The sequence below is a fragment of the Streptomyces sp. NPDC002125 genome, from assembly GCF_053593715.1.
Window position 1 is genome coordinate 1 of record NZ_JBSFDD010000035.1, and the last position, 13552, is coordinate 13552.

The 13552-nt window shown below is 72.1% G+C and carries 18 protein-coding genes; all 18 read left to right on the forward strand.

Features of this window, described 5'->3' with window-relative positions; genetic code table 11:
• Positions 1 to 360: 360 nt before the first annotated feature.
• The 18 genes from ACWCQM_RS36550 to ACWCQM_RS36635 all read left to right on the forward strand — a co-directional run bounded on the left by ACWCQM_RS36550 (position 361) and on the right by ACWCQM_RS36635 (position 13538).
• On the forward strand, positions 361 to 756 hold the full coding sequence (locus tag ACWCQM_RS36550) for a hypothetical protein (protein ID WP_450919388.1): 396 nt from the start codon (positions 361 to 363) through the stop codon (positions 754 to 756).
• Positions 757 to 907: 151 nt separating this feature from the next.
• Positions 908 to 1255 carry a hypothetical protein gene (locus tag ACWCQM_RS36555; protein WP_450919389.1) on the forward strand — a complete coding sequence of 116 codons (348 nt, stop codon included), beginning with the start codon at positions 908 to 910 and terminating at the stop codon, positions 1253 to 1255.
• Between the two features lie 80 nt (positions 1256 to 1335).
• Complete coding sequence (locus ACWCQM_RS36560) at positions 1336 to 1791, forward strand: hypothetical protein (protein ID WP_450919390.1); 456 nt, start codon at positions 1336 to 1338, stop codon at positions 1789 to 1791.
• A gap of 197 nt (positions 1792 to 1988) precedes the next feature.
• Positions 1989 to 2537, forward strand: a complete 549-nt coding sequence (locus ACWCQM_RS36565) for a hypothetical protein (protein WP_450919391.1) — start codon at positions 1989 to 1991, stop codon at positions 2535 to 2537.
• A gap of 111 nt (positions 2538 to 2648) precedes the next feature.
• Positions 2649 to 3089 (forward strand): hypothetical protein, encoded by a 441-nt coding sequence (locus tag ACWCQM_RS36570; RefSeq protein ID WP_450919392.1) that lies wholly within the window; start codon positions 2649 to 2651, stop codon positions 3087 to 3089.
• Between the two features lie 233 nt (positions 3090 to 3322).
• Entirely contained in the window at positions 3323 to 3865 is a 543-nt protein-coding gene (locus ACWCQM_RS36575) for a hypothetical protein (protein ID WP_450919393.1), read from the forward strand.
• A gap of 126 nt (positions 3866 to 3991) precedes the next feature.
• On the forward strand, positions 3992 to 4162 hold the full coding sequence (locus tag ACWCQM_RS36580; RefSeq protein ID WP_450919394.1) for a hypothetical protein: 171 nt from the start codon (positions 3992 to 3994) through the stop codon (positions 4160 to 4162).
• A gap of 74 nt (positions 4163 to 4236) precedes the next feature.
• On the forward strand, positions 4237 to 4824 hold the full coding sequence (locus ACWCQM_RS36585) for a hypothetical protein (RefSeq protein WP_450919395.1): 588 nt from the start codon (positions 4237 to 4239) through the stop codon (positions 4822 to 4824).
• 131 nt (positions 4825 to 4955) lie between these two features.
• On the forward strand, positions 4956 to 5738 hold the full coding sequence (locus ACWCQM_RS36590) for a hypothetical protein (RefSeq protein ID WP_450919396.1): 783 nt from the start codon (positions 4956 to 4958) through the stop codon (positions 5736 to 5738).
• Positions 5739 to 5802: 64 nt separating this feature from the next.
• Entirely contained in the window at positions 5803 to 6234 is a 432-nt protein-coding gene (locus ACWCQM_RS36595; protein WP_450919397.1) for a hypothetical protein, read from the forward strand.
• Between the two features lie 230 nt (positions 6235 to 6464).
• Entirely contained in the window at positions 6465 to 8339 is a 1875-nt protein-coding gene (locus ACWCQM_RS36600; RefSeq protein WP_450919398.1) for a DUF3560 domain-containing protein, read from the forward strand.
• Positions 8340 to 8515: 176 nt separating this feature from the next.
• On the forward strand, positions 8516 to 8653 hold the full coding sequence (locus tag ACWCQM_RS36605) for a hypothetical protein (protein ID WP_450919399.1): 138 nt from the start codon (positions 8516 to 8518) through the stop codon (positions 8651 to 8653).
• A 77-nt stretch (positions 8654 to 8730) separates the two neighbouring features.
• Entirely contained in the window at positions 8731 to 8997 is a 267-nt protein-coding gene (locus ACWCQM_RS36610; RefSeq protein WP_450919400.1) for a hypothetical protein, read from the forward strand.
• 82 nt (positions 8998 to 9079) lie between these two features.
• Positions 9080 to 10000, forward strand: coding sequence for a hypothetical protein (locus ACWCQM_RS36615; protein ID WP_450919401.1), 921 nt, complete (start codon positions 9080 to 9082; stop codon positions 9998 to 10000).
• A gap of 72 nt (positions 10001 to 10072) precedes the next feature.
• Complete coding sequence (locus ACWCQM_RS36620) at positions 10073 to 10513, forward strand: DUF6197 family protein (RefSeq protein WP_450919402.1); 441 nt, start codon at positions 10073 to 10075, stop codon at positions 10511 to 10513.
• Between the two features lie 81 nt (positions 10514 to 10594).
• Positions 10595 to 11149 (forward strand): DUF6884 domain-containing protein, encoded by a 555-nt coding sequence (locus ACWCQM_RS36625; protein WP_450919403.1) that lies wholly within the window; start codon positions 10595 to 10597, stop codon positions 11147 to 11149.
• A gap of 195 nt (positions 11150 to 11344) precedes the next feature.
• Positions 11345 to 12625: a hypothetical protein gene (locus ACWCQM_RS36630; protein ID WP_450919404.1), complete on the forward strand. Its 1281-nt coding sequence runs from the start codon at positions 11345 to 11347 to the stop codon at positions 12623 to 12625.
• Positions 12626 to 12743: 118 nt separating this feature from the next.
• Positions 12744 to 13538 carry a hypothetical protein gene (locus ACWCQM_RS36635; RefSeq protein WP_450919405.1) on the forward strand — a complete coding sequence of 265 codons (795 nt, stop codon included), beginning with the start codon at positions 12744 to 12746 and terminating at the stop codon, positions 13536 to 13538.
• Positions 13539 to 13552: the final 14 nt, after the last annotated feature.

Genomic DNA, 13552 nt, shown 5'->3' on the forward strand with positions numbered 1-13552 from the left:
GGGGACGGGCTGAAGTCCGTTGTGGCCGGGGCGATTCCTGCGCGCCGTCGTCATCCGCCGGCACCGCCGTGGTGACCGCGAGGGGCTGAGGTCGAAGAGGGCCAGGAGGAGCTGGAGCCGGTGGGGAAGGCGCGGGCCGGCCCGGGGCCGGGGGAGGGAAAAGCGGCTGGCAAGGAGGGGGGTCGGCGGGGCCCGGACGCCCGCTAAAAGATCATGGAACTTCCGGGAAAAACCCTGGTCAGACCCCCTTTTCCGCTAGGTGATCCGGCCCAACACTGGTAATATAGAGCTTGTTGGAAGGGGATGGCGCCCCGGACAACGAGAACCACTCGAAACCCGCACCGCACGGAGGCAGACGACATGACCGCGACCGCGACCCGCGCCCCCCAGCTCTTCACTTGCACGTGCACCGCGAAGCCGGAGCCGCACCTGGCTTCCGTCCAGCGCATCCTGGTCGCGGGGGCCTCGGAGGTTGATCCGCAGTTGGTACGCCGGGCCCTGGAGGATGTCCGTTACGACCTCTCGCTGTTCTACGGCTCCGACGTGTTCATGGTCGTCACGTTCCAGGAGGGGGACGAGGAGAGCGGAACGGTCGCCGCCGCCCGAGCCTGGGCCGCCGAGAACGACATTGCCGAGGAGCCGCGCGGCGAGGAGATCATCAGCGCGAACCTGATCTTCACCGACCCGGCCGACCGCCCCGCGTGGGGCGAGCGCCGCCCGGTCGACCGGCCGACCTTCTTCTACGACGCGGCCTGACGAAGCGCGAGGCTGGGGCCTGAAACTACCTGGTCAGGCCCCCTTTTCGCTTCCAAATCAGCCCCAACACTGGTAATATTGAGCTTGTTGGAAGGGGGTGGCACCCCGACCGGCACCACCACTCGAAACCCGGCAACCGCAGGAGGACACCATGTCCCGCACCCACCACCACCGCCGCCCCCGCCCGGTCCGCATGGGCAACCCCACCCGCGTCCTCGGGGTCAACGACCAGGCCGCCGCCCGCGCCGGAATCCTGACGACGGCCGTACGGCTCGACGACGGGAACCCGCAGTACAGCCGGAGCGCGAACGTGTGGGCGACCAAGCCCGGCACGCGGAAGGCGTACCAGACCGCCACCCACCGGGCGGACCGCGCAGCCGTTCGCGCGGCACTGTCCACCGCCGCGTACCGCCGCGACCCGGCCCGCCGCCAGGCCCTCCGCATGGAGCGCGCCCTTACCCCGGTCACGCGCCGTCGCGTGGACTGGGACATGAGCTGACACCCCCCGGCCGGGGCGGCGGATGGCACCGCCGCCCCGGCCCGCTCGAAACCCGCCCGTTCAGCCAGAGAGAGGCCCCGATGGCCAACGCGACCGCCACCCCCACCATTCACGTCCGCGCAGTCGCCACGACGCCGCTATACGGGGCCACCTGCGACCGGTGCCCCGCATGGGCCGGGAAGGTCACGGACGACCGCGACGCCCACATGTGGGACGTACGGATGCACGCGGCGACGCACCCGGACCCGAACGCCGGAGCCCCGTGGACGCCCGGCAGCGTCGCACCCCGTCCCGCGACGCGCGGCCACGAGGTCGGAGAGGTGCCGATCTACCGCGTGATCTGCGACGAGTGCCCGCGTTACGAGGGAGGCGGAGGCACCGACCGCGACCGGGTGACCGCGTACGCCGAGCTGCACCGGAACGTGCACACGGCCTACCTGCGGATGCGCGCCGAGTTCTTCAGCTCCCAGGCTATTGCCGACCACCGGGCCGCCGTACAGGCCGACCCCGGCCGATGGGCCCACCGCACGTGGTGAGCGCGGCGGCCGCCGCCGAGCGGTAACCGGCGGCGGCCGCGCCGACCACTCCCCGACCGACCCCACCGCGCGCCCGTCCGTCCGCCAGTCGGCCGCCGGGCGACGGCCGCACGTCTTCAGCGCCCCCGGCGCGCATCCCGCACTCGGCACATCCCGGGCCGCGCCCGCGGAGCACCCTCTTCACGACAAGGAACCCGATGAACACCACCATGCCCGAAGCCAGCTCGACCAGCCTGCGCATCGCCGTCGAAGCCGCTCGCGCGGCCGCCAAGGCCGCCGCGCACACCGCCGCCCTGATCCTGATCGAGGCGGACGGCGGCCGGGGCAGCATCCACGACGGCTCACACGAGCAGCACGGCGACACCTGGTGCGTGGTCAGGTCTGCGCACTTCACCGCGCACATCCTGTCCGAGTCGCACGGCGACCGCGCGCACGTCACGCTGACCGGCATCACCCCGGCCGCCTACGAGCAGATGCGGACATGGGCCGAGGGCCGCGACGAGTGCCGCCACGATCACGGCTGCGTCTGCCTTGACGACCCGTGGCCCACGCTCGCCTTCCTCTCCGAGACCACCGAGGAATGCCGGATCGACTACCGCCGCGCCGACGAGGACGAACGCGGCAGCGCCCGCCTGGCGTTCAACCGCATCACCGTCACACTCTTCTACGAGCCGGTGGCCGTGGTGGACACTCTGCTCCGCATCGCCCGATCCACTCCGGCGGTCGACCCGGAAACGTCCAGGTGAAACACCCTTTCACCCTTCCGGATCAGCTCAAATACTGGTAATATTGAGCGTGTTGGAAGGGGGTGGCACCCCGACCGACACCACCACTCGAAACCCACGCTGGAGGACCCCATGGGCCGAACCATGACCGCTGCCGAGCGCGCTGCCCGAGACGCGCTGAAGCCGTACGTGAAGGCCGGGCAGATGCGGCAGAGCGAAGTGAACAAGACCATGCGGGACGGGCTGCCGATCATCGAGCGAGTCATCCGGACCGAGCTTCAGCGGCACGAGTTCGGGAGCACCTTCTACTACGGGACGAAGGTGACCCGGGCCCGCGAGGAGTACGAGGCCGCCACGACCGCGACCGCGCGGCACATGAAGCGGGCGAGGCTCGCCACGGCGGAGGTGACGGCAGCCGTCTACAAGGCCGTGCGCGCCGAGTACAAGACCGCCGAGGAGATCGAACGGGAGGACCGCGAGGCCCCCCTGATGGCCGCCGCCCTGGATGTGGTCAAGGAGGAGGCCGAGCAGGCCGCCGCCTCCACCCCGCAGGCACCGCCCGCCGCCGCCTGACGAACGACACCGGCCGCAGCGCCCCGGCACACCGCCGGGACGCTGCGGCCCCGCTCGGAACTGACCATCGCGGCGCGCGGCCGCGCCGACAGGCCCCAGGCCCCCGGCGCGGCCGCGCCCCACGGTGGTCACTGACCACCACGGGCGACGAACCGTCGCCCGTGGCCGGCACCGTGCGCCGCCACGTCCCAGCACCACCTCCAGGTGGTGCCCCACCCTGCGAGAGGAACCCCATGACCGACCTGACCAAGCTGCCCCACACCGGGCTCCACGTCCCCCACGACCGCTACACCCTCGCCGACTTCCAGCAGATGACGACGCGCTGCGGCATCGCCTACAACGCCACCGTCCACGAGGGGGAGCGCTGCGTGGGCGTCATCGAGAACCAGGGCAACGGCGGAGGCACCTGGTTCTTCCCGGCCACCGCCGCCGACCACCGGGCCGTCCACGAGTTCGCCGCCGCCTGCCGCATGGACGGGGAACCGCTGGCCGAGGAGGAGGTGCTGGACCACCTCATCACCGAGCACGAGACCGCCCAGGAAGTCGCGAAGTGCGCGCGCCGTCGCGCAAGCCTGATCCGCGGATTCGAGGAGGACGGATTGCCCGCCGTCACCATCGCCATCGGCGCCCCGCCGCTCTGGCTCGACCGCGCCGACTCCCCGTTCCTGCCCCGGCTCGCCCGCGACCTGAAGGCCAGCGACCCCGACGTAGCAGTCTGGGAATTCTGGACCGGCGACCAGTGGAAGCCGCTCAACCTCCCCGCCGCCACCAACTGAAAACCCCTGCTCAGGGCCCCCTTTTTGCTAGGCGATCAGGCCCAAGACTGGTAATATTGAGCTTGTTGGAAGGGGGTGGCACCCCGACCGACACCACCACTCGAAACCCGAACCGGAAGGCACCTGATGCCTGCATACATCGACGACCTCGAAGAGCCCTGCGACGACTGCGGCGCGGGCGAAGGGGAGCCCTGCGACCCCGAGTGCGAGCACTACGACGAGGAGCTCCACGGCGGGTACACCCGCGAGATCGAAGCCCCCTCGCAGTACGAGGAGCCCGTCCCGCCCGGCTGGTAGAAGACGGCCCCCCGCCGGGGCGGCGGATGGCACCGCCGCCCCGGCCCCCTCGAAACCCACACCCCGGAGGAACCGTGAAGTTCACGCTGGTCCACATCTTCCCCAACGGCACCGAGCGGCCCGTATCCGTGCCGATGCCCACGGTCGGCAAGGCCGCAGCCCTGGCCGCCCAGTCGCTCCTCGACAACCGGCGCGCGACCAAGGACGAAGCACAGTCGTTCGCGGACTACCTGGCGACCCACATGCACGTCGGCACGACCCTGACGCACTGGCCGTCCCGGTACGCCGCCCGCATCGAGTGCGCCGGGACGATCGCGGAGCCCGATCCGAACGCGCTGCGCACCACCAAGCCCAAGAAGCGCACTTACCTCGGGGTCGAGGCGGAGACCTGGGAGGTCCGCACCGGCGGCCCTCTCTCCCTCCGGACGATCTACCTCCGGTGGACCACTGACGATCGGCACTGGGTCACCGAAAACCCCGTCATGCTCGAAAACGGGACCTTCTACACCAGCGGCGGCCCACAGCCGCACCAGGCCGGAGACCTCTCCGCCTGGACCATGCGAGGAGACGGCCGCAGGGGTTCCGCCTGCCACATCCTCGTTCCGGACCGACGGCTTCCCCAGGACGCCCCCACGGACCGGCTCCTTCTGCCCGCCACGTAACCGGCGGGCAAACCCCGGCGGCCCGCCGGAAGAGACCCCCTGACCGAAGTCCGGTCCGCCCGGCCGGGGCGGCGGTTGGCACCGCCGCCCCGGCCCAGCTCGAAACCCACGCCCGACGAGAGGAACACCCCTTGACCACGACCACCACGCCCGCCGCAAAGCGCTACGAGCTCGGCGCACGCGAGGCCAGCGGCCGCTACCCCGTCACCGTCGACGGCCGCCCCGCCGGTGACATCCACCGCTTCCACGGCGAGTGGTACGCCCGCCCCCACGGCCGCGCCGAGGAGAGCCGCCACGACGACAAGGACGCCGCTGCCTCGCACCTGGTCGACCTGGTCGACTCCGGCGCCGTCGACCCCGCGGCCGCCCCGGCCAAGGCCCCGGCCGTCGCGGCGCAGGGCATCGTCCCGTGGCTGTCCCCGCGCCTGAAGCCGACCCGGCGCAACATCCTCAGCGCGGGCATCGCGCTCGCCCGCGTCGCCGAACTCGCGTGGCTCCCGGAGGACGAGGACGGGAACACCACCGGCTACCCGGGATCTGACAACCCGTGGGAGCTGACGTGCCGGTTGGACGGGAAGGTCGTCGTCCGCTGGTGGTCGCACCTGCGCGGCCGCAACGGCGACAACACCCCCCGGCCGGTGTACCGGCACGAGGGGTGCATCGACTTCGAGGACCAGGCCGGAAAGGTCGCCGCCCTGGTGGGCGAGCGCCCCACCAGCTGCCCCTGCCGGGAGATCACCCACCCGACCACGGCCGAGGACGTCGAGAAGCTGCTGGAGCGCGCCGAGCGCGCCCGCAAGGCCGACGACGTCGAGACCCTGCGGCCGCTGCTGACGCAGCTGCTCGGACCCTGCCCGGCCAGCAGCGCCCGCGCCGAGTCCATGAAGACCTTCCTGCCCAAGCCCAAGAACTGACCGACCCCGACCAGGTGGGGCGGCGGCGCGGCCGCCGCCCCACCGCCCAACGGAGAGGAGCGCGATGCCGCGCGTCACCCGCCAGCACACCGTCGCCCACCACCTGGTCCAGGGCGGCCTGATCGACCTGAAGCTCACCGAGGCCGCGCAGTACAAGGACCGCCCCGGCCTCTACCGGGAGGACGGGTTTTCCGTCCGCAGCTACCGCGCGCCGGACGGCACCCTGCTCACGGTGGCCGGCGCCTACGGGCCGGACTGGGTCATGACCCGGGCCGAGATTCGCCACCGGCTCGAACAGCCCTACATCCGGTACACCGTCACTGACGACGCCCCCGGCCTGGCCGACCACGAGCAGCTCGTCCGCTGGGCCACCGGCGAGGAACTCCAGGCCCGCAAGCGGGCCGCGGCCGCGCGCCAGGCCCCGCTCGTCGCCCAGCTGCGCCGCCAGCAGAACGAACAGGACGCCCAGGACGCCGGACAGTCGGCCCTGTTCTGAACCCCCGGGCCGGGCCCGCACCACACCCGGCGCAGGCCCGGCCCCACCGCTCCCAGCGCCGGCGCCGGAGCCCCGCGCCCCAGGAACGGCCACAGCTAAAACCCCTGCTCAAGGGTCCAATTCTGCTAGGTGATCAGGCTCAAGACTGGTAATATTGAGCTTGTTGGAAGGGGGTGGCACCCCGACCAACGCCACCACTCGAAACCCGTACGAACGAAAGGCAATACCCCGTGACTGAAACCCCTGAGAAGGGCGTCATCACCATCACCCACACCCGGGCGGAGGGCACGATCCTCACCGGCTCCAGCAAGGGTGACGGCATCTTCGAGATCGTCCGCGGTCACAACTTCTGGTTCTCCCGGAACGTGGACGGCCTGTTCCTCAAGCGCTCCCGTGACAGGGAGGCCCAGACCTGGCGGATCAACGCGGCGGCCGAAGCTCTCCGGGCGGCTGGCCATGAGGTGACCGTCGAAATCGATGAGGACACCCGGCGGTCCTTCGCTGAGGCCGAGGCCGACCGCGAGGAACGCGCAGCGGAGAGGGCCGACCGGTTCGGCGACCGCGCGGGCCGGGCCGCCGCCTCGGCGGACGCTCGGCGAGCGGCCGCCGATCAGCTCTCGAAGCGGTTCGAGTTCGGGCAGCCGATCCTGGTCGGTCACCACAGCGAGGGCCGCGCCCGCCGCGATGCCGCCCGGATCGACGCGAACATGAGGGCTTCGTTCGAGGACCGGGACCGTGCGGGGTACTGGTCGAACCGGGCCCAGGCGTCGGAGAGCTACACCCAGCACCGCAATGACCCGTACCGCACGCTGCGGCGCCTGGAGAAGCTGCGCGCCGACCTGCGTGCCCAGGAGCGGCACCTTGCGGCCGCGACCGCAGCGGGCCGGGACGGGGCCCGGCACGCCCGGCTCATCGAGGAGATGACCGAGGAGATCACCCACTGGGAGGACGTCGTCGAGAAGGCCAAGGCCGAAGGCGTGAAGGTCTGGGGCCCGGAAGACTTCACCGCAGGCGACTTCGTCCGGACCGGCGGCTCCTGGCACGAGGTGATCCGCGTCAACTCCAAGACGCTGTCGATCGCGTGGAACCTGCGACTCGCCCCGAAGCAGGTCATGACGCGGGAGGACGCCACCGTGCCCGGCTACCGCCTCGGCACCTTCACCGTGGACTACACGACCGTACGGGGCCGTTGCCCCGGTGAGGTGATGCGCGCCTTCCTCGCCGACGGGAAGGTCCCCGGCACCAAGACCGCGCACGAGGCTTCCGAGAAGCTGCCGGCGGACGCGGTCCGGGCGGCCGAGGCCGCGAAGCCGAAGGCGAAGAAGCGCAGCGACCCGAAGATTCCCAAGCGTGTCAGGGTCGAGTGCGCCCCGGACCGCACCGCGGCCACCCTGACGTTCCTGACCGGGCGCAGCCAGCCGCACAAGGACTTCGAGCCGGTGACCCTCACGCCCCCGGAGGGCGAGAAGTTCACTGAGACCATCTGGGCGAACACGCTGCGGACCGCGGCGGCCCAGTACCTGGCCGAGCGCGGTTTCCGGTTCCGAGAGGCGGGGTGGAGCGGCGAGTCGATCCAGGGTGCCAGCCGAGCCATTGAGGAGATCCCGGCGGCCGAGCCCGCGCCTGAAGCGGTCGAGGACAAGAAGCGAGCTGAGCAGGCCCCGGCTGTCGAGGGGCAGTCCGTCCCGGCGGAGACGTGCCCCATGTGTCACTCCGGCCAGTGGAACCCGCAGGTGCGCGTTTGCGGGCACTGCCACCACAACCCGGCGGCGACGCCGACGCCCGCGCCGGCCCCCGCTGCGGGAGCGCAGGACTGGCAGGAGGGCATGGCCATGGTGTTCATCGTCTCGAAGAACACCCGACGGGCCCGTAAGCGGGCCCTGTGGGCGATGACCCGGCGAGAGGCGCAAGCCGTGTGCGGCGACTCCCGTACGTCGGGCCGCTCGTACATGCTCACCTGGTCCGACCGCCCCGGCGACGAGGGGACCGACTGGGAATGGGTGCCGGACAACGGCAGTCTTGACCCGGTCCTCGAAGACCTGGGCATCACCCCGCGCCGCGAGTGGACCGCCGCCCGGGAGGCCGTGGCCGCCGCTACGGCCTAGCCGGTACAGCCGGGGTCCGACCGCCGAGACCGGCGGCCGGGCCCCGGCAAACCCGCGCAGACCAGCGCCCCCCACCCTTGGAGATCAGGGGTAAAGCTAGTATTATTGAGCCTGTTGGAAGGGGGTGGCACCCCGACCGGCACCACCACTCGAAACCCGTCACCGGAGGCACATCCGTGAGCACCTCAGCCGAGCAGACCACCGCACGCCCCGCCGGCATCGCCGAGCGCTTCGCCGATGTCGTGATCAACCTGGTCCGCTTCCTCGGCCCCGACCCGGCCGCCATCGTCCGCAAGGGCCGCCCGCAGAACTGACCCGCACACCCCGAGGGCGGCGGATGGCACCGCCGCCCCGGCCCAGCTCGAAACCCGACCCCGAACGAAGGGAACACGTGCTCACCCTCGACCCCCAGACCGCCGCCGCGATCTTCGCCGCCGCAGCCGCCAGCCCGAACTGGCTGCGTACCAACCTCGGCCAGCAGGTCCGCGTGTCCCACGGCAGTGACGCCTACTACGTCGAGATCGACCCCAGCGGCCGCTACTTCGCGCAGATCACCGCGTGGGAGGGCTACGGCGGCACCGAGGACGTCCGAGGCGCCAACGCCACCCACGACCAGCACCGGGCCCTGGTCGCCCAGGCGAACACCCACGCACCGTAGACCGCCCCGCCGGGGCGGCGGATGGCACCGCCGCCCCGGCCCAGCTCGAAACCCGTCCCGAAACGAGGAGGACCCACAACCCATGACCCACCCCGCTCCGTACACCTTCGACCCCAGCAACCTGACCCAGGCCGTGGACGAGGCCCGCGACCGGGTCCACCGCGCCGAGGCGCGCATGGCCCGCGTCGCCTGCGCGCTCATCGCCGCATCGGTCCGCGACATCCTCACCGACTACGACCCCGACCCCGCCGCACCGTTCGACGCCGCGACCTTCCGGCTCACGGTGAACCAGCACCAGCGGGTGATCACCGATGGCACCTACTGGACCGCGTCCGGCGAGGAACGCCGCATCACCGACCACCTCGACCTCTTCGGCCTGGCCGAGTGGACCACCGAACTCGACCACTACAACCGCGCCGTGTGGGAGCCCCTGTGCCAGCACGAGGGCAAGGAAGGCGACGTGACCCACTACCAGCTCGACCTCGCCCAGGCCGCCGTCCTCCCCGCCGAGATCCAGAACAGCGCCCGGGTCGCCGAGATCCGCGACCGGCTGGCCGCGTCGACCCGCGGGCCCTGGGCCAGCGAGGAGTTCGTCTACAACCGCAACGGCGGACTCGTCAGCGCCGGTGACCCCGACGCCGTGCACACCGACTTCGTCGTCACGGACGCCGACGACATCCGGGTGGCCGAGATCGCCGTCAACCACGACGGACCCGGAGACACGGAGACCCCCGAGGAGGACATCGCCGCCACCCGGGCCAACGCCGACCTGATCGCCCGCGCCCCCGAGGACCTGGCGTTCCTCGTCGCCTACCTGGCCCACGTCTGCGGAGGCGAGGACGCCGAGGCCGCCCACCTGCGCGGGTACTGCGGCCACTGCGGCACCGCCCTCTACACCTCCGCCCTGGAGCAGACCCCGGCCCCGCTGGACAGCACCGAGTGCCTGAGCCGACGCCTCCCGGGCGGCCGCACCCTCCAGCTCCAGCACGTCCTGCGCACCTGACCCACACCGGGGGCGGCGGTTGGCGCCGCCGCCCCCGGCCCGCTCGAAACCCCGACCGCACGAGGAGGAACCGTGCCCGGCATCCGCTACGCGCCCGACAGCGTCCTGATCCCCACCACCCCCGGGGCCCTCCTGGAGTGGGCCGCCGCGCACATCGCGCGCGTCGGGATCTACCAGAGCCGACACAGCCTGTTCTCCGGCCCCGGCCGCCTCATCAACCGGCGGTGCTCCGTCGGCGGCGCCGTCGACATCGCCGCCGGCCGCGACCGCATGACCCCTGACCGCACGTACGACATGGACGCCATCGCCGCCGTCCTCGAAGAGGCGTACCGCCTCCTGGCCGACCACCTGCACGGCGCCCCCGTCCAGACCCCCGAGGGCGCCGACCCGAAGAAGTGGCGCCGGGTGATCGTCCACCAGTGGAGCCTGGCCCCCCACCGCACCGCGCAGGAGGCGGCCGCCGCGCTGCGCGAGGCGGCCGAGCTCGCCGACGCTGCGCACCGTCTCTTCTGAACGCCCCCTGCCCGGGGCAGCGGTTGGCACCGCCGCCCCGGGCTCTCTCGAAACCCGAACCCACCCGAGGAGATCCCGACCGTGCACGCCAGCACCCTTTCCGCCGCCGACGTGCCTCAGCCCCGTGCCGAGGCCCGTGAGGACCTCGCGCCGCCTGCCGTCGGCCGCCCCGTGGTGGTCATCCCGTGCAGCGCCGGTAAAAGGCCCCTGCCCGACAGGGTCGACGAGCTCCCCGCCGCTCAGCTCTACACAGGCCCGTACTTCGCGAAATGCCTCGCGGCCGCCCAGGCCATTCCTGGCGGATGGGTCGTCATCGTCAGCGCCGAGTACGGGCTGATCACTCCGGACACCCCGATCCGCCCGTACGAGAAGCGGCTGGACCCGCGGGCCGTCGACCACGTCAAGCACCGCGCCCAGGCGGCCGCCATGGGCCGGGCCCTGCGGCACGCGCCCGAGGTGATCGCGCTGGCCGGCAAGGACTACGCCGACGCCGCGGCGGCCGTCTGGCCCCATCTTCTGCGCCCCCTTGCCGGGGTCGGCATCGGTACCCAGCTCCAGCGGCTCACCCGCATCGCGGCGGCCCTCGACCCGCGGGCCGCCGCCCTGGCCTACGCCGCCCAGGCCGCCGGGCGGTAACCGGCGGCCGCGCCGACACCTGCCAGGTCGCTCCCCGCCGTGCGCCTGCCCGACGGGGAGCGCGCCGCCGGCGACGGCCGCACCCGAAGTCCCTCCCCCCGGCGCGCAGCAACCCCTCCCCGCGCCGCCGTCCGCCCGTCGAGCAAGGGGTGGCCCACGCAACGACCTGAACACTTCAACGACAAGGACTGATTGATGACCGAGACCCAGGCGGGGGAGCCGACCCCGCAGACCTGCCTCCGGGTGGCTCGCGAGGCCGCTGAACTCGCTGTTGCTGCGGCTGACGATGCGATGAACGCCGTGTGCCGCAGCCGCTCCGGCAATGCCGCCCGCCTGGAGCAGGTCATGCACGCGGCGCACCGGGAGGCCACCGAGGCCGAGGGATACGCCGCGCGGGCACAGCAGTGGGCGGCCGACCCGGATATGCCGGACAGCGCGCTGAACTACTGCGCACGCGGCGCCGTCGACCACGCCGTACAAGCCCAGGCCGCGGCCGGGGTCGAGGTGACGGCCGCCGCGCTGCGGACCGAGCTGGAGCGCAAGCTCACGCCGCAGGAGCACGCCGAGCGGGAGAGCCAGCGGCGCCGCGAGGAGGCGGAGCGGGAGGCTGCCGAGCGGGCCGCCACCGGCATGGACAGCGACAACCGCCACCTGGTCGTGATGAACGTCTACCTCGCCGAGGGCATCGTGCCCGCGCTCGGATGGACCGCCGGGCACGTGCGGGTGCTGGAGGCCGCGGAGACCGGCCGCCTGTACTGGCTCAACGGGCAGGCCCGCAAGGCTGCCGAGCACGGTGTGTGGAGCGGCGGGCGCCGGATCAGTCGGGAGCGGACGCAGGACTTGCGCGCCGCCGGGTTCCTCGTCGCCGTCGACGCGGCCGACGGCGCGAGCATGCTCGCGCTCACCCCGATGGGTCAGGTCGCGCTGGAGCTCGCACGGCTCTACCCGGCGGGCCTGCATGAGAGTGACAAGGCGGCGTACGAGGCCCGCTACGCCCGTGTCGCGAAGCGGTACAAGCGCATGGACGACAAGAAGGCCGCCGCCCGTCGCCTTCCGGCCCTGGGTGGCGGCACGGTGCGCCGCTACCGGCGCCCGGTGACGCTCGTCGAGCAGGAGGCCCGCGCGGCGCGCGAAGCCGCCGAGCAGTGGGAGGACGAGGGCGGCTACTGCCCCGGCGTCGAGACGCCCCGCCCGACAGTCGGCGCCGACACGGCGCCCGCCCGCGCAGCCGCGGTCACCGCGAACCTTCCCGAGGAGGAACCGCGGGACCAGGTCCTGCGGTGGCCGTTCGCACCGGACGCCGACCGCAAGCCGCAGGCACACAACGCTGCCGGAGTGATCTCGCCAGGGCGGGACGCAGTCACCTCAGCGCAGCCCCGTTCCAGAGACCGTCAGCGGACCAGAGTGACAGCAGGCGCCGCCCCTCGACGTCCTCGCGGAGCGAGTGCCGGCTGGGGGCAAGAGACCTTGTTCTGAGTTCCGACTTCCCACGCATGGCCCAAGTGCGGTATTTTTTTCAATGTTGGCTAGGGTGGCACCTGGCCAGCACCACCTGCTGCACCTCGAAGCCCTTACCTACAGGAGCACCACACTCATGATTCCCCACGGCGTCACCCCTGCCGACGACCAGATCGCGGCCGACATCTTCGGCGTCAGCGTCGGCTACTGGCAGGACACCAAGCGCTGGGAGGAGATCCGCGGCCTGAAGCTCCTCAACCGCGAGGGCAGCCGCCGGCGCCTCTACTCCAAGGAGCAGCTGCTGGCCGCGCGCGCGGAGGAGGAGCGGGCCAAGGCCGTCAACGAGCAGCCGCGGTACGACCTCCCCCCGGTGCCGGCCGAGGAGCACCCCGGCGACCTGCTCGACCTGGAGGAGTCCCTCTACGCCCTCCCCGAGGACAAGCGCGTCACCCTGTCCACGTGGAAGGGCTACCGGTACGGCACCAAGACGCGTCTTCCTGACCCCGACTTCAACCTCGGTGGCAAGGAGGTGGACGGCGAGGTCGTCGGTGGAGAGGACTTCTGGCGCCGGCAGACCATCCTTGACTGGGCTGCCAACCGCCGCGGCCGCGGCAACCCCAAGGGACGTCCGGCTGGCCGGAAGGAATCGCAGTCCCGTCCGCCGAACCCGCAGGCCGAGGAGCGCAAGGAGCGGGCCCGCCAGCTGCTGGTCCAGCACCCCACCACCCTCACCGCGAAGATGCTGGGCGAGGACCTCGGAGTACACCCGGTCCACGCCGAGCGACTCCTGCGGGCGGCTCGTCTGGACAAGGTCATCAGTCTGCTGAAGGACCAGCCCGACCTGACCGCCGAGGACGTCCAGCGGGAGATCGGTCTGCACGTCACCTCGCACGCCCGCAAGCTGCTCGACGAGGCCCGCCAGGCGCAGTGAACCCCGCTCGTCCA